Source organism: Lysinibacillus sp. 38-6 (genome assembly GCF_046245175.1).
Lineage (GTDB): Bacteria > Bacillota > Bacilli > Bacillales_A > Planococcaceae > Lysinibacillus.
The window spans coordinates 4,250,197-4,276,843 of sequence record NZ_CP176417.1 but is presented as its reverse complement, the minus strand read 5'-3'; the positions used below and the strand labels follow the sequence as shown (position 1 = coordinate 4,276,843).

Sequence of the window (26,647 nt, the reverse complement as noted above, 5' to 3'; positions counted from 1 at the left end):
CAAAGTTTGTTACATAAACGAAAATTATTTCTCTACTGATAAGCCCATGATATAAGTTGCAAGAGCTTGAATTTCTTCGTCAGTTAAATCGCCATAAATTGGTGCAGTACCATCAGGATTCATCATTAAGTTACCTGGTTTGAATTCACCTGGGTTTTTAATCCACGCTTTTAAGTTTTCTTCATTATGTTCTAAGAAACCTGCGACACGGTTACGATCACCGAATGTCGTTAAGTTAGGACCTACTCCACCAGTGCCACCTGCACCGGATACAGCGTGACAAGCTAAACAGCTGTTAGCAAAAGTTGCTTCACCAAGATCAGTTGAATCTTTTGAAGCAGTTTGTCCTTCAGTAGCTTTCATGTTCGCTACCCAAGCGTCAAATGCCTCTGGGCTAACAGTTTTTACTTTAAAGTCCATAAGTGCGTGTGAAGGGCCACATAGCTCAGCACATTTACCATAGAATACGCCATCTTTAAGATCTGCTGACTCTTTATCGAATACTAAGTAGAATTTGTTTAAGTTTTCTACGTTCGTATCCATTTTACCGCCAACCGCGGGAATCCAGAATGAGTGCTTTACATCAGCAGCTTTTAAGTTAAAGTAAACTTTTTGACCTGTTGGTACAACTAATTCTTGAGCTGTTACAATCCCTTGGTTTGGATATTCAAATTCCCACCAGTATAACTTTGCAGTGACATTTACTGTCAGGGCCGTTTTGTTACCTTCTGCATCTACTTCATCCATTGCAGCAACATCTGCAAATTTATAAGTAGCCGTAACAACCGGTACAGCTAAGATTAATAATAAAATAATTGGAATAACTGTCCAAATTACTTCAAGTGTGTGACTACCTTCTACTTGCTTAGGAATCACATTTTCGCCTACTTTTGAACGGCGGAATTTTAAGAATGCAAGTAAATAGATAACAGATACTATTACTACAACTAACGTCATAATTCCAGTAGCCAACAATAATAGGTTGAATTGTTCTTTACCTACTTGACCCGATGGTTTCAGTGCAGAAATATACTCTTCACCACAACCCGAAAGGAAAACCATCATCACTGCTAGAAGTGAAAAAAGACGCCACTTTTTAAGCCCTTTCATCATAGCTTAATTAAACCCCTCTTTCTTTGTTGTATTTTCATGTGTACCTAGGACATTGGTTCTGTCTATATGAATTCTTGTGAAAGAAAGAATTCCAAATTAGCTGAATATCGCAAATATTACGATAGCCACAAATAGTATGGTCATATGATTCAATGAATAAATAAACATTTTATTTGCCCACTTCATATCATCTTTTGTGGTAAAGCCTTTTATAGCTAGTATTAACCAGCCTAAGTTCAAAGTAGTCGCAAGCATTAAAAATCCATTTCCAAGCTCAGATAAAAGGAACGGTAACGGGAATAATAAAAGAATCCAGAAAAACATTGAGTACTTCGTCCGTTTAAACCCTTTTACTACTGGTAACATCGGAATATTAGCTGCACGGTATTCTTCAGTACGCTTCATAGCAAGCGCATAAAAATGCGGTGGTTGCCATGCAAACATCATGAGAAATAGGGCAAGTGCTCCTGGGCCAAGTGCAGGTTCAATCGCTGCAAAACCAATTACTGGTGGAATAGCCCCTGAAATACTTCCGACAATCGTGTTACTAACATGCTTCCTTTTTGACCACATTGAATACAAAACAACATACGCGAATATTCCAACTAGTCCCCACATGCCGGCCGCAAATGATGCCGTAAATAACAAAATTTCACCTACAATTAAAAATGAGAGGGCAATAGTCATTACAAAATTCGGCTTAAATCTTCCTGTGACTGTCGGTCTTGACTTTGTTCGTTTCATTATCGGATCAATATCCCGATCAATGAAATTGTTCATGGCACCAGAGCCGCCAATAATTAAAGCCGCACCTAGCATGAGACAAACGAGTACATCAAGCTCTTGTAAGAAATGTCTACCAGTAAACTGAATTGCCAGAAACATTCCTGTAAACGTTGTGACAAGATTCGAGTTAACGATTCCAATTTTTATTAGTGCTAAGAAATCTTTTACAACAGATGTCGTTTCTGGATCAGTATTTCTAGTAGCCGAAAACGCACGACCGTTTGACATGTTACCTCTCCTTTCATTTTTGTAAGCATATTCCGCTAACAATAACTATAGCGAAATTTGCGATTGATTTCTAGACGTTTAGTGAAATTTAGATGAAGTTGTAAAATTTGCATTGTCTAGAAATATAATTAAAAAACAACATATCTATAGTAAAACATTTTCCAATTTGAATTGTGAAGGTTAAAGCACGAAATTATGAACAATTTGTGAAATGGAATGAACATCTAATACTCCCTACTCTTTACAAGTTGTATTTTAATTGTATTTTAGATATCATCTAGTAGCAGAAACATTACTTTCATGTAATATTGATAGATAAAGTAGGTGACTCATTTTATGCAAAACAACAGGTATATGAAGTGGTTTGCTGTTGCCGCTACAGTGGGAATGCTCCTTATTTTACTTGGCGGGGCACTCGTTACAAAAACCGATAGTGGCTTGGGCTGTGGTCGAAATTGGCCAGATTGTAATGGTTCTCTTATCCCAAAAGAAATTACAACTCCAGTCCTAATTGAATTCTCCCATCGTCTAGTATCAGGTATCGTCTCTATCTCCATTTTAGGCTTAACCATTTGGACATGGCGAAAACTTGGTCATATTCGTGAAGTAAAATTTTTAGGTTTTTTATCAATGTTCTTCTTAATAGCACAGGCGCTGATTGGAGCAGCTCAAGTGTTATGGGGGCAAGGAGACTTCATTCTAGCACTGCACTTTGGAATCTCACTTATTTCTTTTGCCGCCGTTCTTCTTCTTTCTATGATTGTATTTGAAGTTGATCGAAAATTTGATGCAGATAACGTATTTATTGGGAAAAAGTTACGTAGGCATACAATTGCTGTCACAATTTATTCTTATTTAGTCGTTTATACAGGGGCGCTTGTTCGACATACCGATTCTAGTCTAGTATGTCCAGACTGGCCATTTTGCTATAACGAAACACCTTTTGCACCACCAAATAATATGTACGAATGGGTACAAATGGGACATCGACTAGCAGCTATTATTATTTTTATTTGGATTACATACATAACTTGGCACGCTATAAAAGAATACAAGCAACAACGTGTTATTTATTATGGCTGGATTATCGCTTTCATCATAGTTATTCTACAAGTTTTAGCAGGTATGTTAGTAGTCCTTACTAAATTGAATCTGACGGTCGCATTATTACATTCTTTATTCATTTCAATGTTATTTGGTCTCCTCTGCTACATGATAATGCTTGTAGCACGTAGCAATTATAATGAAAAAAATAAGTAACTTCAGAAAAGGATTCGGCGCTGTCGAATCTTTTTTCTTTGTCTGCAGGCGCCTTCCTTAGTCTGCCATAACAATGCCATTATCAAACATGAACTTTACTAATAAAGCGTTACGTTCTATTACTTTTTTGATGGAAGAATGAAAGCTTACTTCAGTGATTTACTGCAAGATAACAACAGCATTAGGCAACTAAACACAATGTGAGCGGGTGGTATATAAGAGGATGTATTTACGATTGTAAAAGGTTTTATTAGCACTTCCGGCAATAAATTTATCTATCTTTATTTTATATCAAAAAAGTCTAGAGACAAAATAATTGATATGCACATCAATGTTTTTCAGTAGCTAGAATGTCCTATTACAGTTCGTATGTAGTTTCTACTATTCATTTAGACAAAAAGAAGGTTAGTAGTATGCATAGAAGCTTACTACTAACCTTTTTCTTTCGTCAATTATTCAATTTCTATTAATAAGTCACCTGTTGAAATAGCATCGCCCGCACTTGCGTAAACTTCTTTAACGATACCGTCTTTTGGAGCTTGTACTGTTGTCTCCATTTTCATAGCTTCTGTAATTAACAAGTGGTCACCACGTTTAACAGGACTACCTTTCGACACAACAACTTTTAATACCGTTCCTGGCATCGTTGCTCCGATTTGGTTCGGATTGCTTGGATCTGCCTTAAGTGCTATGCTGCCATCTACTTCTACCGTCATATCTTGAATCACGAGTTCACGTGATTGTCCATTTAACTCGAAGTATATAACACGCGTACCATCATGCTGTGGCTCACCAATCGATACAAGTTTAATAATTAACGTTTTACCTTTTTCTATTTCAACTTCGATTTCTTCCCCTAGCTTTAAGCCGTATAAGAAAGTTGGCGTATCTAAAACTGAAATATTACCGAATGATGCTAATGTTTTAGCATATTCTTCGAACACTTTCGGGTACAACGCATAAGCGAGTACATCCTTCTTTGTCACTGGACGTTGTAATTTATCTACTAATACTTCCTCTAACTGCTCAAAGTTAACTGGCTCTAACAGTTCGCCTGGTCGTACCGTAATTGGCTCACGTTCTTTCAACACTACTTTTTGCAGTGCTTCTGGGAAGCCACCATGTGGTTGTCCTAAATAACCTTGGAAAAATTCGATAACAGAATCTGGGAAGTCAATTGTTTGCCCACGAGTAATAACTGTTTCTTCATTTAACTCATTTTGCACCATGAATAACGCCATATCGCCGACTACTTTCGATGACGGTGTCACTTTTACGATATCGCCAAATAAAAGATTGACACGTGAATACATGCGCTTCACTTCATCCCAACGATCACCTAGTCCAACAGCTTTTGCTTGTTGCTGTAAGTTACTGTATTGACCACCTGGCATTTCGTGCACATAAATTTCAGAGTGCGGGCTAATCATGCCACTTTCGAAATCCTTATAGTATTTACGAACATCTTCCCAGTAATAGGAAAGCTTTTCAAGCGACTCAATATCAGCACGAATTTCTCGATTGCCGCCTTTCATCGCATAGTACAATGAGTTTGCACTTGGCTGTGATGTTAAACCAGCCATTGCGCCGAGCGCTGTATCTAAAATATCTACTCCAGCCTCAATCGCTTTTGCATATAAATAAATGCCATTGCCACTTGTATCATGCGTATGCAAATGAATTGGCAAGTTTGTCGACGCTTTTAGCTCCGAAATTAGGCGATAGGCAGCTTCCGGCTTCAATAATCCAGCCATATCCTTAATCGCTAAAATATGGGCGCCTGACGCCTCTAAAGCCTTCGCCATATCTTTGTAATATTGCACGGAGTATTTCGCACGGCCATCATCTAAAATATCACCTGTGTAGCAAATGGCTGCTTCTGCAATTTTGCCCGCATCTCTTGCCGCATCAATCGCGACTTCCATTCCTTTAATCCAGTTCAAGCTATCGAAAATACGGAATACATCAATACCAGATGCAGCCGACTCAGCGATAAAGGCGCGAATTAAATTATCTGGATAGTTTGTATAACCAACAGCATTAGCACCACGCAACAGCATTTGGAACAAGACATTTGGTATTTGCGCACGCAGTTTCGCTAAGCGCTCCCATGGATCTTCCTTTAAAAAGCGGTAGGCTACATCAAATGTTGCGCCGCCCCACATTTCAAGGGAGAAGAAGTTATGCATCATACGTGCTGTTTCATCTGCAATTTGAATCATATCTTGAGAACGGACACGTGTTGCTAATAAAGATTGATGCGCATCGCGGAATGTTGTATCCGTTAATAGTACATCTTGCTGTTGTAAAATCCACTTCACTAGCCCGTCGGCACCTTGCTCATCTAAAATTTGCTTTGTACCAGATAGCGGCTGCCCGTTTAAATCCACAAGAGGCTTGATTGGCTTAGTGAAAATCGGCTTAGCCTTATTTTCCACCCCTGGGAAACCATTTAATGTCACATTACCGATATAGCTTAATAGTTTTGTTCCGCGGTCTTGTCGTACCGGGAAGTTAAATAGTTCAGGTGTTGTATCGATAAAGCTTGTATCAAACGTACCTGCTAAAAATTTTTCATGCGTTACTACATTATTTAAAAACGGAATATTCGTTTTTACCCCACGAATACGGAATTCCTTTAAATTTCGGTCCATTTTCGCAGCGGCTTCTTTAAACGTCATGCCGGAAGTTGAAATTTTCACGAGCAATGAATCGTAATACGGTGTTACAACAGCGCCTTGGAAGCCATTACCCGCATCTAAGCGAACGCCAAAGCCACCACTTGAGCGATAAACCATTAGCTTTCCTGTATCTGGCATAAAGTCATTTGCAGGGTCTTCTGTTGTGACACGCGATTGAATGGCATAGCCGATCATCGGAATATCCGCTTGTTGTGGAATATGAATTTCCTCGCTATGCAAACCGTAGCCTGCTGCTACTTTTATTTGAGCATGTACAATATCGATGCCGGTAATCATTTCTGTAATGGTATGTTCTACTTGAATACGAGGGTTCACCTCGATGAAATAGAAATCATCACCTGCAACTAAAAATTCCACTGTCCCTGCATTTATGTACGAGACATTGTTCATTAATTGAACTGCAGCATCACAAATTCTGTTTCGTAAATCATTTGAAATCGAGTTGGATGGTGCAATCTCTACAACCTTTTGATGACGGCGTTGAATAGAACAATCACGCTCATATAAATGCACGATGTTGCCCATTTTATCGCCGATAATTTGAACTTCAATATGCTTTGGTTGGAGAATGCATTTTTCTACATAAACATCGTCTGAACCGAAGGCTGCTTTTGCCTCTGATTTAGCACGTTCATAAGCAGACGCAACGTCTTCCTTTGTTTGCACGACGCGCATACCGCGTCCACCGCCACCTAAAGAAGCTTTAATCATAAGCGGGTATCCATATTGTTCACCAAAGGCTTGTACTTCTTCTACAGAAGCAACTGGCCCGTCTGTACCTGGAATAACTGGAATATTTGCGTTAATGGCCTGTTCACGCGCTTTTACTTTATCACCAAACATATCTAAATGCTGTGAAGTCGGACCGATAAATAGAATGCCCTCTTCCTCACAACGACGTGCAAAATCCACGTTTTCTGATAAAAAACCATACCCTGGATGAATCGCATCAACGCCTGCATCCTTAGCGATTGCAATGATGCCCTCTATATCTAAGTACGCATCGATGGGCTTCTTACCAGCCCCTACTAAATAAGCTTCATCTGCTTTAAAGCGATGAAATGCCCCACTGTCTTCTCGTGAATAAATAGCGACAGTCTGAATGTTGAGTTCCGTACATGCACGGAAAATTCGAATTGCAATTTCTCCCCGATTGGCTACAAGGATTTTGTTGATTGATTCCATAGGTATCCCCCTTATGTTTGTGATTTACTTCTTTCTACCTTTTCGAACATGGAAACATTAACTAATATCCCCATAGCTAAAGATAGCAAAATTATAGATGTCCCGCCATAACTAATGAAAGGCAGCGTGACACCGGTTAACGGGATTAACCCGGTTGCACCCCCAAGATTGATAAACGATTGCCAGCCTATCCAGCTCGCAATACCTGCCGCGATCATACGCGCTAGCGGATCTTTTGTTCGCAATGCGATAGAAAAACCTTTGTATACAATAAATCCTAAACCACCTAAGACGATCAGAACTCCCCAAATGCCGAGCTCTTCCATCACAATTGCCATAATAAAATCGGTTTGCGGTTCAGGTAAATATCCTAATTTTTGAATCGATTGACCGAGTCCTCTTCCTTCTAAACCACCGCCGCCAATTGCATAATAACTATTGACCACTTGGTGACCTACACCATCCTCATAATCAAACGGATTAAAATAAGATTCGATACGTCCTTTACGGTTCCCTTTTAAAAGTTCACCTTTAAATAGCCAAAGCATGCCGAGAATGGCTACACCAAATGCCCCTAACACGCCAAAAAACTTCCAAAACGTTTTAAAAGGAATGCCACTAGCTGCTACAACGGATACGGCAATACCACATAAAATGATTACTGCCCCTAAATCTGTTTCAAATGCTACGCCAGCAACGACAAGTATCCAAAGAAAAATCGGATAAAAAATTTCGGTTGGCTGTAACTTTTCAAATGTATATTTTTGAGATTTTCGATAGAATGCTGCGGCAAAATATAAGATTATAAATAGTTTCGCATATTCGGAAGGCTGGAAATTACCAAATCCCGGTACATGAATCCAACTTTGGGAGCCTACATCTTCTGCCCCATTACCGGCTACTTTAACCCATGTAAAAAGCACAATTAACACAATTGTCAGCAACAGCATAATATTTTTATTTGCATAATGCTTATAAGGGAAAAATGCAGCTGCCACAAATGCTAAAGATGCGACCGCTAAATTAACTAGCTGTTTTCGGTAAAAGTAGTCTGCCGCTTGTTCTTTTTGGACGATTGCCACCATTATACTTGAACTATAAATCATCACTAAACCAAATATACTTAACAACAAAACAGTAAAAAATAATGGGTAATCAAAATTTTGAGCATATCGTTTTAAATATTGTTTCATTGGAAAACCTCGTTCTAGTAAAAAAACTCAAATCGCAAGCAGCGTTTGAGTTTTTTCTTTTTATTTGTCTGTATACGCGTCATGTAGTACAGAAAGTTCTTTCTCGAGTGAATCGAGAATGGCTTTGCCTTTATCGCGTTCAATTAGTCCTAGCTTCACAGCAAAGTCAATTTCACGTGAAAGGCCGAACATTTGTGTATCTAATACTTCTTCATATAAAGGGCATTGTGGCATCGTTAAATGATCCATCTGTACTCGAATGAGGCGAGCAATTTTATCTGCATCAGCTACTAAAAGCTCCAAAGCCTTCTCTTGAAAGGAAGTTTGTGATTTCGTATCCATGAGGACGCCCCCATTATCTGATATTTCTTCGATTCTATCTTAATAAAGTTTATCTTTTAGTCGATAAAAATGCAAGTGTCTTCGTTGGAAAATAAAGAATCCAAATTATATTTCTTTATTATCTCCTAGTATTAGCGTTATACTAATTCATGGATATACAAGATTTGAGGAGGATTTCTATTATGGAAACAATTATTCCTATCAAGGGTGCAGTTTCGTATCAACTTACATTAGATCCAACTGTATGGATTTTCGACGATCGTAAATTAGACTTAAATACGTACTTCCAAGCAAGAGAAGTAGAGGAAGATGCGGATACAAAATATATGCGTGAGGTCGGTGCTCACTGGTCTCGTGAAATAATGGAAGGTGCTACTTTCCCACCAACTTTAAAATCAGAGCGAAAATTCGATCGTAAAGGTATGGAAACAGGCACTTTCGGTATTGAATTAAGTCACTTCTTGAAAAATGCTGAAGTTAAACCAGAAGCGACAAAAATTGTTATTGAATGTAAAGATGGTGAAGAACATGGGTTTTCACTTGAAGAAGCACAAACACTTATTTTCAAATATAGTCAAGACGGCAAACCGTTAACAGAAGACGGACCCGTTCATATACTATTTGGAGACGGCTCAAATGTAGACAACCCTATCAAAAATGTATTAGCCATTCGTGCGGAATAAGGAGGGAATGCGATGCGCGTAAAATGTGTCATTTGCGATACGATTAACCAGTTAGATGATGATTTACCGTTAGCAAAAAAACTTCGGAATCGCCCGATTCATACGTATATGTGTGAGAACTGCCATGATCGCATTAAAGAAAATACAGTGGCACGAATTGAAACCGGCAACTTCCGTTTTTATCGCACCTCCCCACAAATGGATAAAGAATTTTAACAGAAGTGCCAGGCACTCACACAATTCTGAAAATTCCATAGGGAACTCAACAATACAAAACGCAAAACCTTATAAAAACAGGTTTTGCGTTTTTTAATTAGCCATTATTTTTAATAATCACTTTTTCAATTAATTCGACAACTTGATACATAATTGTCGCAAAGAAAGCGATAATGAGCAGTGACATTAACACAAGATTAAAGTTAAATACTTGGAAGCCGTAAATAATTAAATAGCCAAGTCCTTTTGAAGCGACTAAAAATTCACCGACAATAACGCCTACCCATGACAAGCCAACATTTACTTTTAAAGTCGAAATAATCGTTGGAAAAGAGGCCGGCAATATCACTTCTTTAAACGTCTGCCAACGGGTCGCACCAAAAGTTTGCAACACTTTACTATAATTAGGATCCACACCTTTAAAAGCGGTGTAAACGACGATTGTTGTAATAATAATTGAAATGAGCGCACCCATAGCTATAATGGAAAAATACCCTGGTCCAAGAGCGACTATTAAAATCGGGCCGAGCGCAACTTTTGGCATAGCGTTTAAAATAACTAAATAAGGATCCAATATTTTGGATAACATCGGAGACCACCATAAGACCGTGGCAATTAAAGTCCCTAACAATGTACCTGCGATAAAACCGATAATCGTTTCCATTAACGTTACACCAACATGTAACGTTAGCGAGCCGTCACTTACTTTTTCTATAAACGTCTGCCATACATGTGTTGGTGAGCTAAAAATTAACCGATCAATCCATTCAAGCCTCGATAATAGCTCCCAACCTCCAAAAAAGACAATTAAAATAATTATTTGATATAAACGAACAAACCGTTTTTCCTTTTTGAGCAATTGTTGATATTGCTTAAATAATGTATTATCCAAGGCTCTCCAGCTCCTTCCAAATCGTTTGGAATACTTCTGAATACGCTGGATGTTGCCTTACATCGAACGGTGACAATTGTTGTAACGCGACAGGTATGTCAAACACTTTATGCAACGTACCTGGATTGGCTGAGAAAAGAAAGACACGTTCACTCATTGCAATCGCCTCACCAATATCATGCGTGACAAGAATCGCCGTTTTTTGATAGGCATTTAATGTTTCGACAACTAAGTCCTCTAACTTTAATTTCGATTGATAATCAAGAGCAGAGAACGGTTCATCTAACAGTAAAATTTTTGGATTCACCGCTAATGTCCTTGCTAAGGCAACGCGTTGACGCATTCCTCCTGACAATTCTCTCGGATAATTACTTCCGACATGCGGCAGCCCAACTTCTTGCAAAAGCGCATTAGCCGTCACTTTATGCGTCTTATTATCATGCTGCATTATTTTTAAACCAATTGTGACATTGTCCTCAATCGTTTTCCAAGGAAATAAATAATCTTGTTGAAGCATATAGCCAATAAGTGCTTGATTGTGTGGCGCAATAATTTCCCCATCAATAAATACTTTGCCTTCAGTTGCAGGAAACAATCCAGCTATAATTGACAATAGTGTTGTTTTCCCACAGCCACTTGGCCCTATAAAGGACACAAACTCACCTTCGCGAATATCTAGGTTAATATCCCGTAAAACTTCCTTGGCCTGCGTACTAGAAAAATAACTATGGTGAATATGTTCTAGTTTTAAAAACGCCATTTACTCCGCAGCCTTTTTTGCAAATTTCGTATTCACAAGGTCTTCATATTTTACTCGTTGAGGAAGTTCACCTGCTTCCTCCATAATCGTTTGTAAGTTATCCCACTCCGCTTCATCCAAAATTGGATCGGTTGCGTAGGAACCTTGTGATTTATAACGCTCTACCACTGTCTCAATTAAAGATACATCGACATTTTCAAAATACGGTTGAATAATTTTCGCCACTTCTGCTGCACTTTTCTCTTGTACAAAATCTTGTGCTTTTTTCAGTGCATTTGTAAAACCTTGCACTGTTTTCGCATCATCCTTTAAGTAGCTACTTTTTGCCATAAAGGATGTGTATGGTAAATGGCCGGATTCTGTGCCAAATGAAGCAACAATATAACCTTTACCTTCTTTTTCGAATACACTAGCTGTCGGTTCAAACAACTGAACATAATCCCCAGTACCAGAAGCAAAGGCAGTGGCGATATTCGCAAAATCAATATTTTGAATAAGCGTCAAATCTTTCGTAGGATCAATGCCATGTTTTTTCAAGACAAATTCACCAGCCATTTGGGGCATACCACCTTTACGTTGCCCTAAAAATGTAGAACCTTTTAAATCGTCCCACGAAAAATTATCCATCTTTTCACGCGCTACTAAAAATGTGCCGTCTGTTTGCGTTAATTGCGCAAAATTTTGAATCGGATCATTTGCACCTTGAGCTGTTACATAAATCGATGTCTCAGACCCGACTAAAGCAATATCGATGCCATCTGACAGTAACGCCGTCATCGTCTTATCGCCTCCCGCAATCGTTTGTAGCTCTACAGAAAGTCCTTCATCTTCAAAGAACCCTTTTTCAAGCGCTACATATTGCGGAGCATAGAAAATCGAGCGCGTTACTTCTCCGACCTTTACTTTTTCTAGATCCGCTTTATTACACGCTGCCAACGAAAGGAGCAACAAAGCAAGTACACTTAACAATAAACCTTTTTTAAGCCAACGCATTCCATTTCCTCCTTGATTGATAAATAGCCTATCGAGACTAACTTATTCACCAACAAAGATTTCGGTGCGTATCCTATTAAATAAAAACAAATCGGAACATAAAACCTTCCCGATATAAGCAACGTTAGACAAAAAAACAGCCTTAGCAACTAAATGCTAAGACTGTTTTTATGGAAAGGAGCCAAGCTACGCTTCTTATTGATTGGCAGCTTGTTGCTCTTCTCTTTTTTCTCGCCACATACGTGTTTTGTATACAATTAAAATTAACGCCGCTACGATGAGGCCTTCAATCATAGGTAGGAATAACGCGAAAAATGTCAACATAATACATCCCACAAATAGGAACACATAAATGACAATATTTTGAGATAGCTTTAGCTTTTTTGCAAAGCCTAATTTATAGACAATTGCAGAAAGTACAAACACGAGAAGGAAAACAACATAGCCTGCCATTTCATAGCTCGGTAGATTTTCATATAAAAATCTTGTTATACCGGCCATTCTTTCATAAACCTTCGTTGACTCCTCTGCATTTGTAGGTGCAGCAACTTGAATAACATTTAGTTCACCCAATAAAGCGGACTTTATATCCAAGACTCCTCTTCCTTTCATTTCAGCGGAAAATTATTGTTCAGCGTTTTTTAATTTTTTCGCTGCTTTCTCACGTTCGTTTTTATCTAGGATTTTTTTACGAAGGCGAATAGATTCTGGTGTGATTTCTAAGTACTCATCATCACCTAAATATTCAAGCGCTTCTTCTAGAGATAAAATACGTGGTTTTTTAATAACATTCGTTTGGTCTTTGTTTGCTGAACGGATGTTTGTTTTTTGTTTCATTTTTGTAATATTTACAGTGATATCAGCGTCGCGGTTATTTTCCCCAACAATCATACCTTCGTAAATTTCTGTACCTGGCTCCAAGAATAGTGTACCACGGTCTTCAATTTGCATCATACCATAAGTTGTTGCTTTACCAGTTTCCATTGAAACTAGAACGCCTTGGTGACGACCACCGATTTTTCCTGGTAGTAATGGTTGGTAGCAATCAAATGTATGGTTAATAATACCGAAACCTTTTGTCATAGACATGAATTCAGTTGTATAACCGATTAAACCACGAGCTGGTACTAAGAACGTTAAACGAACTTGGCCACTGCCGTTGTTTACCATATCAAGCATTTCACCTTTACGAGTACCGATTGATTCAATAATAGAACCTACATTTTCTTCAGGTACATCGATTTGCACGCGTTCGAATGGTTCACATTTCACACCATCGATTTCACGCACGATTACTTGTGGTTTTGATACTTGTAATTCGAATCCTTCACGACGCATGTTTTCAATCAGGATAGATAAGTGAAGCTCACCACGACCTGATACTGTCCAAGCATCTGGAGAATCTGTATCTTCAACACGTAAAGATACGTCTGTTTGTAATTGAGCACGTAAACGCTCTTCTACTTTACGAGAAGTAACCCATTTCCCTTCACGACCAGCAAATGGTGAATTGTTTACTAAGAACGTCATTTGTAACGTTGGCTCATCGATACGTAATGGCGTAAGCGCTTCTTGGTGTTCAACAGGGCAAACTGTTTCACCTACGTTGATGTCTTCCATACCTGAAACGGCGATTAAGTCCCCTGCTTTTGCAGTCTCTACTTCTTCACGTTTTAAACCGAAGAAACCAAAGATTTTTGTTACACGGAAATTTTTCACTGTACCGTCTAATTTCATCAGCGCAACTTGTTGGCCTACAGAAATTGTTCCGCGGAATACACGGCCAATACCGATACGTCCAACGAAGTCATTATAGTCAAGTAATGCTACTTGGAATTGTAAAGGTTCTGCTGAGTTATCAACTGGTGCTGGGATAGACTCAATAATTTTTTCAAATAGACATTTCATATTTTCTTCTTGGTTAGCTGGATCAGCGTCTAGTGAAGCTGTACCATTGACACCTGAAGCATATACTACTGGGAAGTCTAATTGATCGTCATCTGCACCTAGCTCGATGAATAGTTCAAGTACTTCATCTACTACTTCTAATGGACGAGCTGAATCTTTGTCCACTTTGTTAACAACAACGATTGGTGTTAAGCGTTGCTCTAAAGCTTTTTTTAGTACGAAACGTGTTTGTGGCATACAACCCTCATACGCATCGACAACTAGTAAAACGCCATCTACCATTTTTAAAATACGTTCTACCTCACCACCAAAGTCGGCGTGTCCAGGCGTATCAAGGATGTTGATACGAGTTCCTTCATAATTTACTGCTGTATTTTTAGCTAATATCGTAATACCACGTTCACGTTCAATATCATTAGAGTCCATTGCACGTTCTTCAACACGCTCGTTTGAACGGAATGTACCTGATTGTTTTAATAATTGGTCGACTAAAGTAGTTTTACCATGGTCAACGTGGGCGATAATTGCGATATTGCGAAGATCTTGACGTAAGTTTGTCATTATTCCACTCCATATTCTTTTTTCGAATGTTTAACTGTGATATTATAGCACAAGAAGGATGTAAATGTCCTTATTAGAATTTCTATCATTCTAAAAAAATATTTTCAATCACAAATTTATTATTATATAGGGGGCTCGGCTATGAATCGTGGAAAATTCGTAATGGCCATTTATGCACTAGCAGCTGTGCTAGCAATGTGTTCTATCGGGTATTCAGTAGCAGCTAGTAATATAATTGGAGTAATAGCAGGCATTGTCGCAACTTGTGTCATTTTTATGACAGCCTTTAAAATGAAGCGTAAATTACGCGAACAAGGATTGCTTTAATGTTAGGTTTTCCTTTTTAACAATATGTATGTGTCCTAAATGACACAATTTCTTTGCTGAAGCTGTCCAACTATTGGATAGCTTCTTCTATACTTTATTATAAAAAGAGGCGATGTCTATTTCGTAGACAACGCCTCTTGCCATTTACAAATCATACTGCTACTTATTGCTCGTTTGCTAGGTAATCTAAAGTTGCTTGACCTAAAACATTTGCTGCAATGCGCAATGAACGTTCATCGATATCGAATTTTGGATGATGGTGGGGATAAACTTCTTGCCACGCTGGATTTTTTGCACCCGTAAAGAAAAATGCCCCAGGAATTTCTTCTAAATAGTAAGCAAAATCCTCACCGCCCATATTTGGATCAATAAATTCCACCGCTGTCACATCTGTTACTTTTCTTGCAGATGCCATAACATGCTCTGTTTCTGCTGCATGGTTAACGACAGGTGGGTAGCCACGACGGAATTCATATTCATAATCTGCCTTTGTTAAATAACAAGTTGCCTTTAATAGCTCCTCAATTTCACGCTCTAGTAAATCGCGCTCCTCCTCATGGAACGTACGTACAGTACCTTTCATATAGACTTGGTCAGCAATGACATTGAAAGGATTTAACGCCTCAATATGTCCAACAGATACTACAGCCGGACGTAAAGGATTTATACGACGTGCTACAAGCTGCTGAAGGTTGGTAATAAACTGCGCCGCCAGCAAGATTGAATCCTTCGTATCGCTCGGATTGGAGCCATGACCACCTTTTCCTTTGATCTTAATATAAATGGCATCAGCGGCAGCCATCAATGGTCCGATCGCTGTCTGCACTTTACCGAGTTCAATTGGTGCCCATAAATGGGTACCAAAAATAACATCCACACCTTCTAGACAGCCATCAGCAATCATGGATTTCGCTCCACCGGGTGCAAGCTCCTCAGCATGTTGATGAATAAACACAATTGTCCCAGCTAAGTTGTCCTTCATTTGATTGAATGCCTTCGCTAAAATTAATAAGGAAGCTGTATGGCCATCATGTCCACAAGCATGCATACGCCCTTTAATTTTTGATTGGAAAGGTAAACCTGTCTCTTCTGTAATAGCTAACGCATCAAAGTCTGCTCGTAATGCAACCGTTTTGCCCGGCTTGCCTCCTACTAACTTCGCCACAACACCATTGCCACCAACACCTTCACGTACCTCATGCCCTAAAGCACGATGAAAAGCCGCAATCGTTTTTGGTGTTTCAACTTCTTCAAAAGAAAGTTCCGGATTTTCATGGAAATGGCGACGAAGTGCAATCATTTCCTCTTCATATTGCTTTAATAAATTACCTAACTGCTCTTGCTGTAAAACTGTCATCGATTAACACTCCTTATTTTAAGTATATATAATCTCCAGGTCCTAGTGGTAAACCAAGCAAGAACCAAATGGCAAACAATATAATCCAACCGATTGCAAAGAAAACAGAAAATGGAAGTAAAGCGGATATTAGTGTACCAATACCGATATTTTTATCATAGCGTTTGGCAAACGATAGTAAAATAGCGAAATACGCTAGCATCGGTGTAATCGGATTTGTAATGGAATCCCCTACGCGATAGGCCATTTGTGTTACCGCTGGAGAATAGCCTAAGTAATAGAACATCGGTACAAAAATTGGCGCTAGTAATGCCCATTTTGCAGAAGCACTGGCGATTAATAAGTTAACGAACGCACAAATTAACACAAATCCAATCATCATTGGTAAACCAGTAAAGTTTAACGCTTGTAGAAGTTCAGCTCCTTTAATGGCTAAAATGGAACCGATATTGCTCCAGTTGAAAAAGGCAATCATTTGAGAAGCTGCAAATGCTAAGACAATAAACGGTGCCATATCAGCAATTGATTTAAAAATTTTCTCAGCAACATCCTTGTCATTTCTTACTTCTCTTGCCGCAAGACCATAGGCAAGGCCAGGTAAAAGGAAGAAAAATAACATAATCGGTACAATACCTGACATAAATGGTGAATTTAAAAAGCCACCTGTTTCAGGATCGCGTAAAAGACCATTAGACGGAATGACCGTAAATGCAATGATGGCAATATAAACAACTGTCACAAGACCTGCCCATCGTAAACCACGTTTTTCTAATGCTGTTAGTGGCTCTAACTTTTCAACAGTACCTTCAAATTTACCAAAGCGAGGCTCTGTAAACTTTTTCGCCACCCATGTACCAATGACGATTAATAAAAACGTCGAAGCAATTAAGAAATAATAGTTCATCGTTGCACGCCCAGTATACGTTGGGTCTGCAATATGTGCAGCCGATTCGGTAATTCCTAATAACAATACATCGAGTGAACTAATTAAAATATTGGCACTAAAGCCCCCAGCCACAGCTGCATATGTAATAATTAATCCGGCTAGTGGATTACGACCAATGCTCATAAAAATCATCGCTGCAATTGGCGGTAAAATGATAAATGCAGCATCAGCAGCTAAATTTCCGACTAAACCTGTGAAAATAATAAATGGCACAATTAATTTTTCAGGAGCTGACATCACCAGCTTTTTCATCACGGCAGAAATAAGACCTGTTTGCTCAGCTAAGCCAATACCAATCATCGTTACAATAACTAGTCCTAACGGAGCAAAGCCTGTAAATGTCGATACCATTTGCGTTACTATTAAGATAAGACCTTCTTGACTCAACAGATTTTTTACTTGAATAACATTTTCAGTACCTGGTTGAACTGCTGAAATGCCAAAGACTGATAATATCCATGATAAAACAAGCACTATACCTGCTAAAATAATAAATAAGGTAATTGGGTCTGGTAATTTATTGCCCGCCCTTTCAATGCTATCTAGCATTTTATCAATCCATGATCTTTTCATAGTTTCTGAATTTTTTTGCATAAACCCCTCTCCTTCTCTGTTTTAGTCGACTCTTGTGCTATTCAATGTAAACGACTATTTTAAGACGTTGATAGCATATGTCCTTAATACAAAGAAATCATATTTTTAGAATATTTTCAATATTTAATTTCAATTTAAGGAGATAATACTATGTATAAAATTAATGTTTTCACTGCTAAACTATCCCTCACATGGGTACAGCAACTTGAAAAAATTAAACCAGCTTTTTGCGACTTTCATTACCATCCCTACGCGGATTTCGAGCATTTGAAGACACTATTAACGCAACATTTAAGAACAGGAGACGGTGCACTTTTCAGCGGGCAAATCCCCTATTTTTTTGCACAAAAATATTTTTCAAATTTAGCTATACCTATGCTCTATTTTGATATTTCAGAACGTGATTTTTACCGTGCTTTAACAGAGTTATTTTATGATAATAAAATGACGATGGATCGAATTGCCATTGATTTTTGTTATGAGGAAAACGACTATTTAGGCATTCAGGAGTGGTCAATAGGAGCACAGCCTTATCTTTTTAGTCAAACAATGAATGAGTTCGCAAGCAATGATATTGTTGATAAAGCGGCTAACTGGCATATTCAATTACATCGCAACAATAAAGTAGATTTAAGCTTTACACGCATTGCAGAGCTGCGGGAGCGATTAGCACATGAAAATATACCGTTTATTGCGTTTCACCCATCACGCCACGCGATGCAATTAACGTTAGATCAGCTTGTAAGTCAACTACAGGTGCGACAACTTAAGCAAAATAAAGTAGTCGTTGTACATATTTTAATTCCGATAGATAAATCCAATATAGATGAATTAGAGTATCGGCAAATCGCTTTATATAAAGCCATTTTAGATTACAAGCAACTATATGCGAGCACCTTTATCGTGCACCGAGAAGCTTCATATATCGCTATTATTACAACCTATCAGCAATTTTTAATGACGACGAATGATTATACACATTGTCAACTTGTCGACTTTTTAGATGAGAAATTACCGTTTCCCGTTAAAATAGGATGGGGTATTGGTAACACACTTACTGAAAGTCAGGAGTTTGCAAAAAAGGCCGCAACCCTCTGTTCTTCTAAGGAGACACAAGGTTATATTATTGATAATGCAAAAGAAATTGGTCCATTACTGTACGGGGCATTATTACAGTTTGACAACGACAAACAGCAGCACTTACAAAAATTAAGCGCTGCTCATGATATCCCTTTATTGCAATTACAAAAAATAGAGGCTGTGATGGACAGACTAGCAACAACGATTGTTAATGGAGACATGTTAAGCTCACATTTAGGCATTACTGTACGCTCCGCCAACCGCATTTTAAAACAGCTCTATGAAAAAAAATTAGCGATTGAGCTGCCAAGCGTAACGTCTACCACACGGGGACGTCCGAAAAAATATTATCAAATCCAGCTCGATTAAAGACAAAAAAACTGTTTAGGAAAAAAATAATCCTAAACAGTTTTTTATGTAAAATTTACAAATCATAAGGCACAATATATTTTTCTAATAGTTCATGGTGAATAGCAGGATTGGCAATAATAAAAGCATCTTGATGTAATAAGTCGACTTCTTCTCCGTGCAAATTCGTTGTTATAGCCCCTACTTCTTGCGCAATAATTGTCCCTCCGGCAATATCCCACGGAGATAATCGCATCGACACGTAAGCATCTAGTTTCCCGCTGACAACAAAAGCTATTTCCATTGCTGCAGATCCATAGGAACGTGTACCTCGAACCTTACGAACTAAATCAATTACTTTTTCATGATGGATATGTCGATTTGGAGCAACCCAGTGTGCATTAATACCAATAACTGACTCTTCAATTTTGACAGGTTGCAATTTGCGAAGTGGAGACGCGTTATACCAAGCCCCTTCCCCTGCAACTGCATTAAATAAATCTTCACGCATGACGTCATATATGTAACCAAGTTTCCCAATACCGTCAATAAAAATCCCTATCGAAATCATAAAATGTCGATGTTGCTTGACAAAATTCATCGTCCCATCGATTGGATCAATAATCCAGACAACGCCGTCCAATGATTCGACTTTTTCACCCATTCCCTCTTCACCTAAAATTTGATGAGTAGGGTCAAATGATTTAATTTTTTCGATGAAAAATAATTCTGTTTCACGGTCTATATTTGTCACAAGGTCATTCGCATTCGATTTTGTTTCAATGACTAAATTATACGAAAATGCATCACGAATACGTTTTCCCGCTTCAACTATAATCGTTTGCGCAAATTGATCGATTTGCTTTAAATCCATAAAAACCCACCCTTCGAATATAGAAAACATTACGCTCGTTCAACGCGCTTTTTGCTCGCCATTGGCTCAAGAATAAAGCTAGTGCGCTACGTATTCCAAACATTTTCCCGTTTCCATATTTTTCGAACATGAAACGAGAGTCCAATACTATATTACACCTTTAAGACAGCTGGATGTGTAACGCCATAACTAAAAAATGAAAAACAACATTTTCTATTATGAGATATTGTCTATTTTACCCTTTATAACAACAAAAATCACCTGCTGTCGGAATATTCAGCAAGTGATTTTCATATGGGGGTCAATTTTTTTTTACGCATAGGCGTGCAAACTTTCCAGCTCCATCCGTATTTCTGCTAGTCGCTTTTTACTTTTTGCAATTTCACCCTCATCTTTGTCATTCATCGCTGCAAATAAAGAGGCTAATTCATAATCTAATTCTAATTGTAAAATGCGTTCATATTGCTTTTCAATGTCAACTTTACGTATAATTTTTACGACTTGTTTCATAAAAGTCACTTCCCTTTTTTTATTTTTTTACAAAACCTAATAAAATTCGATAAAGTTCTTGTTATAAGATTTTTTCCCATTTTTTTAATAAAATAAACCTTATAATCGAAAGGAGTTATTACCAATGCCTACCCTAAAATGGACTAATAAAGATTTCAATGTGTTTCAAATAAATGGTTTAGAACAACGAATGGATGCCTTAAATTCCTGTGTACGACCAAAATTCCATAAACTTGGAGAAGACTTCTCCGCCTTCTTTTCCAGCCATCTTGGAGAAGAATTTTACCCCCATGTTGCCAAACACGCCCGCAGAACGGTGAATCCACCAAGTGACAGTTGGGTTGCTTTCGCTCCTTATAAAAGAGGCTATAAAGCATTGCCTCACTTTCAGATTGGTCTTTGGAGCACACATTTATTCATCGTCTTTGCTATTATTTACGAAGCACCGCAAAAAAATTTAATGGCACAGCGTTTACTAGACAACAAAACCTTGCTACAACAGCTTCCGGACGATTTTATTATTTCTGGAGACCATATGTCACCAGCTGCTATTTCGATGCAAGATGCAAAAGAAGAAAAACTAGAAGAAGTGCTTATACGTTTGCGTGATGTGAAAAAAGGGGAGTTTTTAGTTGGTCGCCATATTCCACGAGAAGAAGCAATCAAAATGTCCGCTAAACAATTCCAACAATTAGCAGAAGAAACTTTCCAAACATTACTTCCTATTTACAAAATTATTCATGGAAAATAATTTAGGCATATGATTTCAAAAAATGTGGAATACTAATCATACAAGAACAACAACTTTAAAAATGAGCTGGTGAAACCGGAATTTTATAAGGTTTTACAAAAATTGCACGAGGCTTATTAAGAGCTGTATTGTTTTTTGAGGTGTTGTGAGGAGTACTCAGCTTAAATAGGCGATTAATCATTCGCCATTATTGGACATTGTACGAGCTGTTCCCATCCCTATTCATGAACATTTTGTTACAAAAATGATATTGCTGTAGTTTATGCAAATAATGTACAAATAACACCAGACTTTTGCTGTTGATTTATGAAAAAAATGTTATAAAAAAATCCGCAGCGCTTCCGTAGACCTCTACAGAAAGCTGCGGTTTTTCTCCATAAAAAAAGGCGCTAGGGTAGACCCTAGCACACTTCCATGGTCATTTAACGTCGTGGCTGCTTTGGAACTACTTTAATCATAGTTCCATCTGCACCTTCTTTTGCTTGTTTCACAACCGGATAGCTAACATAGCCACTAGCCTCTTCAAATTCACGAAAAATTGTTTTTTCCTCTGCTTGTGAAGGAACAATTTCTTTAAAGCGACGATATTTAGCCATCATTACTTCACGTTTAATGCCCTTTTCATAAGCTAGTTCGATGCCTTCAAAAAATTTCACAACATCGACAATCTCTTCAGTCGACCAATCAATCGAAAACGGATAAGAATATTCCATTTGGACTTTACCACCTTTACATTAGTGTCCCCATTTTAACCGGATACTTTCCGCTTCTGCAACCATTCGTGTTATCAGCTCATCGACAGTTGGGATATCACGAATCATACCTGTAACTTGTCCTGCCCAGCCGATGCCTGCGTCCTTGTCTCCATCGTAAATAAAACGCTTATTCGCACTACCGCTTATATAGTCTTTTAATGCCTCATAAGAAGGTGTTGCACGTTCTATTTCTAAAATTTTCTCTGTGAAATCACTACGCAATGCGCGTGCTGGTGCGCCAATGGAACGTTTAATAACTGTTGTATCTGCCTCAGAACTAGCGAGTAAGGCATCTTTATAGGCTTGTGATGCATCGACACATTCCTTCGTTGCAATAAAACGTGTACCCATTTCAATGCCCTCTGCACCAAGTGCATGTGCAGCCATCCAGCCGCGACCATCGCCAATACCACCAGAGGCAATAACAGGTATTTTCACACTATCCACCACTTGCGGGACGAGTACCATTGTTCCAACGTCATCACGACCTAGGTGACCCCCCCCTTCTTGTCCAACGACCATCACAGCATCTGCTCCTAGCTCTTCCGCTTTTTGTGCCTGTCTACGAGCTGCTACAAGAACCAGTTTTTTAATTGTTGTTCCTGCAAGTATATCAAATATCGGCGCTGGGTTACCGCCAGTCATTGTCACTACAGGTACATTTTCTTCTACAGCAACTCGTACCATCTCTTCATAGCCAGTGCCATGCATACCGATAGCAAAATTTACACCAAATGGCTTATCTGTTAACGTTCTTACTTTATGAATTTCCGCACGTAATAAGTCCGGATCTCGTAAACTCATAGCCGTTATTTGCCCAAGACCGCCAGCGTTCGACACTGCTGCTGCTAAATCTGCATAAGCTAAATAGGCTAATCCCCCTTGAATAATTGGATATTTTATTTGTAAAAGTTCAGTGATACGTGTCTCCCACTTCATCGAATCTCTCCTTTCGTACCATACTAACTTCTCGTCATCATGAAAAAATCCTTTTATTTTTTTAATTAAAGGCTATTTTTTCATGTCGTTAGGTGCTATAATTCATTTGTTTTCTTAGATATTATAAAAGTGAGGTGGTACCTGCGTTGTCACAATTAGAGACTCCATTGTTCGACGTATTACTAAAACATCGGAACAGACATCCAATTCAGTTCCATATTCCAGGCCATAAGAAAGGGCACGGTATGGATCCTGCTTTCCGAGAATTCGTCGGCGACAACGTTTTATCAATTGATTTAATTAACATTGCTCCACTAGACGATTTACATTCACCAAAAGGTGCTATCAAGGATGCGCAAGCACTGGCAGCAGAAGCCTTTGGTGCTGATCATACATTCTTTTCCGTTCAAGGTACTAGTGGCGCCATTATGACGATGATACTGACCGTCGTCGGTCCAGGTGATAAAATTCTAGTACCACGGAATGTTCATAAATCCATTATGTCAGCGATTGTATTCGCTGGTGCCATTCCTATTTTTATTCATCCTGAAGTAGATAGTGAATATGGCATTTCTCATGGTATTTCTGCGGAAGCAGTTGAAAAAGCATTAAATGCTTATCCGGACGCAAAGGCTGTTCTTGTCATTAATCCAACCTATTACGGCTTCTCAGCGGATTTAAAACGCATTGTCGAAATTGTCCATCGTCGTAATATACCAGTCGTTGTCGATGAAGCCCATGGGGTTCACATTAAATTCCATGACGAGCTACCTTACTCGGCAATGGAGGCTGGCGCTGATATGGCTGCAACAAGCGTACATAAGCTTGGTGGCTCTATGACGCAAACATCGATTTTAAACGTTCGTGAGGGCCTTGTTTCTGCCAAACGCGTACAAGCGGTATTCTCGATGCTTACAACAACGTCAACATCTTACCCATTACTTGCGTCGCTCGACACAGCACGTCGTCAGCTAGCAATTCATGGCTATGATTTAATCGATGATGCACTGCGTTTAGCAAAAGATGCACGCAAACGCATTAACCAAATACCACATTTAAAATGCGCAGGCAAAGAAAAGCTTCACTCATCAGCAACATATGATATGGATCCATTAAAGCTATTAATAAGTGTAAAAGACTTAGGTATTTCTGGCCACCAAGCAGAAGAATGGTTGCGCCACAATGCTAATATAGAAGTGGAATTATCTGACTTATACAACATTTTATGTTTAGTGACATTAGCAGATACAAAAAAAGAAATTAATCTTCTTATTAATGCATTAAGTCGTATGTCAAAAGCATTTGATTCAGAAGCTGCTATTACGGAGGCAATGGTGAATGTGCCTGAAATTCCAGCACTAGCAATGTCACCTCGTGATGCTTTTTATGCAGATACAGAGGTAGTGCCTCTTGCAGAAGCGGACAATTGTATTTGCGCTGAATTTATCATGGTCTACCCACCTGGGATTCCTATTTTTATTCCCGGGGAAATAATTACGCAAGAAAATATTCATTACATTCAAATGAATATTGAAGCAGGTTTACCCGTTCAAGGACCTGAAGATACTACATTAAAAACCATTCGCGTTATTAAAGAACGTAAAGCGATTTATTAAAACTTTAAAGCTACGTCTTCTAAATATAGAAGACGTAGCTTTATCATTTCTTATAATGACCCCTTAATAACCATCTCACCAAAAACTGTTCCTATCATTTTTCATGATTAAAATTCATTTAATTTTTTTCTCAATTTATATAGCAGCGTATGATTTAAGCGCTGAACATGCTCCTTATTTTTCACCAATATTCTATAAGCATCTATGAGGGCTACTGCACGTATTAACAGGTACACTCCAATTGCAATAAAAGCTATTAATATTGGATAGTAGGGCATTAAAACGTCTGAAGCCACCAATCCTTTTTTTACTAATAAGAACGATATTCCTCCTGCTACAATAAAGCTTATGCCTATTACCAAAATCCTCGTATTCTTTTTCTTAACTTGCTCGTATCTACTAGTCAATTCTGTCAGGTAATTGTGATCAAAAAGCAATGCTTCTTTTTTAAGTATTGCATAACGATCTTCTTCAATAAAACCTGCTGCTAACATGCCAATTCCAAAAACAGCAATTATACTAATTAAGATAGTATAAATTAAAGGCTCTTGTTGAAAAAGAAAATAAGGTATGGTGGATGCAATAAGGAGACTAAATCCACTAGAGAAGTATTGTGAGATTTTGCGTTGCGATACAACATAGCCTTCTGCCATTTCCTTACTTACATAGTATCCATGTTCACTTTCATGATAATCTTCAACTGTATCCTTTAGTAAATAATCAATGGACACTTCAAAAATATACCCAAGCATTAGAAGCTTTTCTGTTTCGGGAAAACCTTGATCATTTTCCCATTTACTAATAGCTTGCCTAGTTGTATTTAATTTCTCTGCTAGTGCTTCTTGCGATAAAGCTTTTTCTTTTCTTAATTTATATAACTTTTCACTAAATTTCATAGCTGAACTCCCCTTCCTTTTGTTAACATCATTTTATTAAAACATTCCCTTTTATTCCATATTCCAGGGAGTGCACTTTGTCAACGTCAGGTTGCAATTATGTAATGGCGTGCAGTTTCTTCTACATTTTGTTTTTTTGTTCAATATAAGAGATATCACAAATTATACAATGAAAGCGAAAAGTTAGATTACGTGTTGGACATTACTTACAATATGGATAAGGGAGTGAAATGCATGAATATATGGGATGAACGATTTAACACAACTGAATATGTTTATGGGGAACAACCAAATGCATTTATAGAAAACTATGTAGATTTGTTAGAGGGGTATGTAAATGTAGCTGCATATGCTGAAGGCGAAGGAAGAAATGCTGTTTTTTTAGCTTCTAAAGGGCATCGTGTAACAGCTTTTGATTATGCGAAAAGCGGTCTGGAGAAAACACATCAACTAGCCAAAAAACAAGGTGTGTCTGTTCATACCGAACTTATTGATTTACTACAAGATGACTTGCCAGTAGCAACATTCGATGCAGCGGTCATGGTGTTTGGACATTTTCCCGCGGAGCAGCAGCATCGCGTTTTTCAACGCATCGTCCATTCTGTTAAACCCGGCGGTCGCATTATTATGGAATTATATTCCATTCATCAACTATCGTATGCGACAGGTGGTCCTCAACAGCTAAATTTATTGTATAATCCAGTGTCTGTCCTTACTTGGTGTCAGCCTTATAAACTGATTCATTTCTTTACAGGTGAACAAATACGTCAGGAAGGTACTTTACACACAGGACTTGCACATACAATTCAATTGGTGATTGAAAAATCTTAGT

The 26,647-nt window shown here is 38.3% G+C and carries 25 protein-coding genes; 8 read left to right on the top strand and 17 right to left on the bottom strand.

Annotated elements, in window-relative coordinates:
- Positions 1–24 precede the first annotated feature (24 nt).
- Together coxB and cyoE are read right to left on the bottom strand one after the other, a co-directional pair.
- Positions 25–1,113 (bottom strand): cytochrome c oxidase subunit II, encoded by a 1,089-nt coding sequence (gene coxB, locus ACKVEV_RS21345; RefSeq protein WP_409368219.1) that lies wholly within the window; start codon positions 1,111–1,113, stop codon positions 25–27.
- Between the two features lie 96 nt (positions 1,114–1,209).
- On the bottom strand, positions 1,210–2,127 hold the full coding sequence (cyoE, locus tag ACKVEV_RS21340; protein ID WP_409368217.1) for a heme o synthase: 918 nt from the start codon (positions 2,125–2,127) through the stop codon (positions 1,210–1,212).
- 336 nt (positions 2,128–2,463) lie between these two features.
- On the opposite strand from cyoE, the gene ACKVEV_RS21335 reads away from it, so the two are divergent.
- Positions 2,464–3,387, top strand: coding sequence for a COX15/CtaA family protein (locus ACKVEV_RS21335; protein ID WP_409368216.1), 924 nt, complete (start codon positions 2,464–2,466; stop codon positions 3,385–3,387).
- A gap of 452 nt (positions 3,388–3,839) precedes the next feature.
- Here ACKVEV_RS21335 and pyc read toward each other — a convergent pair whose 3' ends face one another.
- The 3 genes from pyc to ACKVEV_RS21320 are packed head-to-tail and all read right to left on the bottom strand — an operon-like array spanning position 3,840 to position 8,809.
- Positions 3,840–7,274: a pyruvate carboxylase gene (gene pyc, locus ACKVEV_RS21330; protein ID WP_409368215.1), complete on the bottom strand. Its 3,435-nt coding sequence runs from the start codon at positions 7,272–7,274 to the stop codon at positions 3,840–3,842.
- An 11-nt stretch (positions 7,275–7,285) separates the two neighbouring features.
- Positions 7,286–8,467 (bottom strand): FtsW/RodA/SpoVE family cell cycle protein, encoded by a 1,182-nt coding sequence (locus ACKVEV_RS21325; RefSeq protein WP_409368214.1) that lies wholly within the window; start codon positions 8,465–8,467, stop codon positions 7,286–7,288.
- 60 nt (positions 8,468–8,527) lie between these two features.
- Complete coding sequence (locus ACKVEV_RS21320) at positions 8,528–8,809, bottom strand: YlaN family protein (protein ID WP_173477891.1); 282 nt, start codon at positions 8,807–8,809, stop codon at positions 8,528–8,530.
- Between the two features lie 182 nt (positions 8,810–8,991).
- Between ACKVEV_RS21320 and ACKVEV_RS21315 the strand changes: the two genes are divergently transcribed.
- Both ACKVEV_RS21315 and ACKVEV_RS21310 read left to right on the top strand, forming a co-directional pair.
- Positions 8,992–9,492 carry a peptidyl-prolyl cis-trans isomerase gene (locus ACKVEV_RS21315; RefSeq protein ID WP_409368213.1) on the top strand — a complete coding sequence of 167 codons (501 nt, stop codon included), beginning with the start codon at positions 8,992–8,994 and terminating at the stop codon, positions 9,490–9,492.
- Between the two features lie 12 nt (positions 9,493–9,504).
- Complete coding sequence (locus tag ACKVEV_RS21310; protein ID WP_409368212.1) at positions 9,505–9,708, top strand: YlaI family protein; 204 nt, start codon at positions 9,505–9,507, stop codon at positions 9,706–9,708.
- Between the two features lie 97 nt (positions 9,709–9,805).
- Here ACKVEV_RS21310 and ACKVEV_RS21305 read toward each other — a convergent pair whose 3' ends face one another.
- From ACKVEV_RS21305 to typA, 5 genes are all read right to left on the bottom strand, one after another.
- The gene (locus ACKVEV_RS21305; RefSeq protein WP_409368211.1) at positions 9,806–10,600 is read right to left on the bottom strand and encodes an ABC transporter permease; all 795 of its coding nucleotides are present in this window, start codon (positions 10,598–10,600) and stop codon (positions 9,806–9,808) included.
- Positions 10,593–11,360 carry an ABC transporter ATP-binding protein gene (locus tag ACKVEV_RS21300; RefSeq protein ID WP_409368210.1) on the bottom strand — a complete coding sequence of 256 codons (768 nt, stop codon included), beginning with the start codon at positions 11,358–11,360 and terminating at the stop codon, positions 10,593–10,595. The genes ACKVEV_RS21305 and ACKVEV_RS21300 overlap by 8 nt, the downstream gene beginning before the upstream one ends.
- On the bottom strand, positions 11,361–12,353 hold the full coding sequence (locus ACKVEV_RS21295) for an ABC transporter substrate-binding protein (RefSeq protein WP_409368209.1): 993 nt from the start codon (positions 12,351–12,353) through the stop codon (positions 11,361–11,363).
- Positions 12,354–12,548: 195 nt separating this feature from the next.
- Positions 12,549–12,947 carry a YlaH-like family protein gene (locus tag ACKVEV_RS21290; RefSeq protein ID WP_409368207.1) on the bottom strand — a complete coding sequence of 133 codons (399 nt, stop codon included), beginning with the start codon at positions 12,945–12,947 and terminating at the stop codon, positions 12,549–12,551.
- 30 nt (positions 12,948–12,977) lie between these two features.
- A complete protein-coding gene (gene typA, locus ACKVEV_RS21285; RefSeq protein WP_409368206.1) occupies positions 12,978–14,822 on the bottom strand; it encodes a translational GTPase TypA in 1,845 nt (614 codons plus the stop codon).
- Positions 14,823–14,963: 141 nt separating this feature from the next.
- Here typA and ACKVEV_RS21280 point away from each other — a divergent pair, with 141 nt between their 5' ends.
- On the top strand, positions 14,964–15,149 hold the full coding sequence (locus ACKVEV_RS21280) for a DUF5325 family protein (protein WP_409368204.1): 186 nt from the start codon (positions 14,964–14,966) through the stop codon (positions 15,147–15,149).
- Between the two features lie 163 nt (positions 15,150–15,312).
- On the opposite strand, the gene ACKVEV_RS21275 is transcribed toward ACKVEV_RS21280, so the two are convergent.
- Positions 15,313–16,506 (bottom strand): amidohydrolase, encoded by a 1,194-nt coding sequence (locus ACKVEV_RS21275; protein WP_409368202.1) that lies wholly within the window; start codon positions 16,504–16,506, stop codon positions 15,313–15,315.
- A 13-nt stretch (positions 16,507–16,519) separates the two neighbouring features.
- Positions 16,520–18,046: an AbgT family transporter gene (locus ACKVEV_RS21270; RefSeq protein ID WP_409368201.1), complete on the bottom strand. Its 1,527-nt coding sequence runs from the start codon at positions 18,044–18,046 to the stop codon at positions 16,520–16,522.
- A gap of 150 nt (positions 18,047–18,196) precedes the next feature.
- Between ACKVEV_RS21270 and ACKVEV_RS21265 the strand changes: the two genes are divergently transcribed.
- Positions 18,197–19,495: a hypothetical protein gene (locus tag ACKVEV_RS21265; protein WP_409368200.1), complete on the top strand. Its 1,299-nt coding sequence runs from the start codon at positions 18,197–18,199 to the stop codon at positions 19,493–19,495.
- A 55-nt stretch (positions 19,496–19,550) separates the two neighbouring features.
- On the opposite strand, the gene ACKVEV_RS21260 is transcribed toward ACKVEV_RS21265, so the two are convergent.
- A complete protein-coding gene (locus ACKVEV_RS21260; RefSeq protein ID WP_409368199.1) occupies positions 19,551–20,348 on the bottom strand; it encodes an inositol monophosphatase family protein in 798 nt (265 codons plus the stop codon).
- A gap of 312 nt (positions 20,349–20,660) precedes the next feature.
- Positions 20,661–20,858 (bottom strand): hypothetical protein, encoded by a 198-nt coding sequence (locus ACKVEV_RS21255; RefSeq protein ID WP_409368197.1) that lies wholly within the window; start codon positions 20,856–20,858, stop codon positions 20,661–20,663.
- Positions 20,859–20,982: 124 nt separating this feature from the next.
- Here ACKVEV_RS21255 and ACKVEV_RS21250 point away from each other — a divergent pair, with 124 nt between their 5' ends.
- Positions 20,983–21,609, top strand: a complete 627-nt coding sequence (locus tag ACKVEV_RS21250; protein WP_409368196.1) for a YktB family protein — start codon at positions 20,983–20,985, stop codon at positions 21,607–21,609.
- A gap of 422 nt (positions 21,610–22,031) precedes the next feature.
- On the opposite strand, the gene ACKVEV_RS21245 is transcribed toward ACKVEV_RS21250, so the two are convergent.
- Positions 22,032–22,322, bottom strand: coding sequence for a UPF0223 family protein (locus ACKVEV_RS21245; RefSeq protein WP_409368194.1), 291 nt, complete (start codon positions 22,320–22,322; stop codon positions 22,032–22,034).
- 21 nt (positions 22,323–22,343) lie between these two features.
- A complete protein-coding gene (locus ACKVEV_RS21240) occupies positions 22,344–23,303 on the bottom strand; it encodes an NAD(P)H-dependent flavin oxidoreductase (protein ID WP_409368193.1) in 960 nt (319 codons plus the stop codon).
- Between the two features lie 146 nt (positions 23,304–23,449).
- On the opposite strand from ACKVEV_RS21240, the gene ACKVEV_RS21235 reads away from it, so the two are divergent.
- A complete protein-coding gene (locus tag ACKVEV_RS21235; protein ID WP_409368192.1) occupies positions 23,450–24,919 on the top strand; it encodes an aminotransferase class I/II-fold pyridoxal phosphate-dependent enzyme in 1,470 nt (489 codons plus the stop codon).
- Between the two features lie 107 nt (positions 24,920–25,026).
- Here ACKVEV_RS21235 and ACKVEV_RS21230 read toward each other — a convergent pair whose 3' ends face one another.
- The gene (locus tag ACKVEV_RS21230; RefSeq protein ID WP_409368191.1) at positions 25,027–25,815 is read right to left on the bottom strand and encodes a helix-turn-helix domain-containing protein; all 789 of its coding nucleotides are present in this window, start codon (positions 25,813–25,815) and stop codon (positions 25,027–25,029) included.
- 234 nt (positions 25,816–26,049) lie between these two features.
- Here ACKVEV_RS21230 and ACKVEV_RS21225 point away from each other — a divergent pair, with 234 nt between their 5' ends.
- Positions 26,050–26,646, top strand: a complete 597-nt coding sequence (locus ACKVEV_RS21225; RefSeq protein WP_409368190.1) for a class I SAM-dependent methyltransferase — start codon at positions 26,050–26,052, stop codon at positions 26,644–26,646.
- Position 26,647: the final 1 nt, after the last annotated feature.

Coding starts and splice junctions, on each gene's coding strand:
- ACKVEV_RS21275 (WP_409368202.1), bottom strand. CDS start 16,506: ATGACAGTTTTACAGCAAGAGCAGTTAGGTAATTTATTAAAGCAATAT.
- ACKVEV_RS21320 (WP_173477891.1), bottom strand. CDS start 8,809: ATGGATACGAAATCACAAACTTCCTTTCAAGAGAAGGCTTTGGAGCTT.
- ACKVEV_RS21265 (WP_409368200.1), top strand. CDS start 18,197: ATGTATAAAATTAATGTTTTCACTGCTAAACTATCCCTCACATGGGTA.
- ACKVEV_RS21260 (WP_409368199.1), bottom strand. CDS start 20,348: ATGGATTTAAAGCAAATCGATCAATTTGCGCAAACGATTATAGTTGAA.
- ACKVEV_RS21325 (WP_409368214.1), bottom strand. CDS start 8,467: ATGAAACAATATTTAAAACGATATGCTCAAAATTTTGATTACCCATTA.
- ACKVEV_RS21335 (WP_409368216.1), top strand. CDS start 2,464: ATGCAAAACAACAGGTATATGAAGTGGTTTGCTGTTGCCGCTACAGTG.
- ACKVEV_RS21280 (WP_409368204.1), top strand. CDS start 14,964: ATGAATCGTGGAAAATTCGTAATGGCCATTTATGCACTAGCAGCTGTG.
- coxB (WP_409368219.1), bottom strand. CDS start 1,113: ATGATGAAAGGGCTTAAAAAGTGGCGTCTTTTTTCACTTCTAGCAGTG.
- ACKVEV_RS21315 (WP_409368213.1), top strand. CDS start 8,992: ATGGAAACAATTATTCCTATCAAGGGTGCAGTTTCGTATCAACTTACA.
- cyoE (WP_409368217.1), bottom strand. CDS start 2,127: ATGTCAAACGGTCGTGCGTTTTCGGCTACTAGAAATACTGATCCAGAA.
- ACKVEV_RS21295 (WP_409368209.1), bottom strand. CDS start 12,353: ATGCGTTGGCTTAAAAAAGGTTTATTGTTAAGTGTACTTGCTTTGTTG.
- ACKVEV_RS21245 (WP_409368194.1), bottom strand. CDS start 22,322: ATGGAATATTCTTATCCGTTTTCGATTGATTGGTCGACTGAAGAGATT.
- ACKVEV_RS21270 (WP_409368201.1), bottom strand. CDS start 18,046: ATGCAAAAAAATTCAGAAACTATGAAAAGATCATGGATTGATAAAATG.
- ACKVEV_RS21300 (WP_409368210.1), bottom strand. CDS start 11,360: ATGGCGTTTTTAAAACTAGAACATATTCACCATAGTTATTTTTCTAGT.
- ACKVEV_RS21230 (WP_409368191.1), bottom strand. CDS start 25,815: ATGAAATTTAGTGAAAAGTTATATAAATTAAGAAAAGAAAAAGCTTTA.
- ACKVEV_RS21225 (WP_409368190.1), top strand. CDS start 26,050: ATGAATATATGGGATGAACGATTTAACACAACTGAATATGTTTATGGG.
- ACKVEV_RS21310 (WP_409368212.1), top strand. CDS start 9,505: ATGCGCGTAAAATGTGTCATTTGCGATACGATTAACCAGTTAGATGAT.
- typA (WP_409368206.1), bottom strand. CDS start 14,822: ATGACAAACTTACGTCAAGATCTTCGCAATATCGCAATTATCGCCCAC.
- pyc (WP_409368215.1), bottom strand. CDS start 7,274: ATGGAATCAATCAACAAAATCCTTGTAGCCAATCGGGGAGAAATTGCA.
- ACKVEV_RS21240 (WP_409368193.1), bottom strand. CDS start 23,303: ATGAAGTGGGAGACACGTATCACTGAACTTTTACAAATAAAATATCCA.
- ACKVEV_RS21255 (WP_409368197.1), bottom strand. CDS start 20,858: ATGAAACAAGTCGTAAAAATTATACGTAAAGTTGACATTGAAAAGCAA.
- ACKVEV_RS21250 (WP_409368196.1), top strand. CDS start 20,983: ATGCCTACCCTAAAATGGACTAATAAAGATTTCAATGTGTTTCAAATA.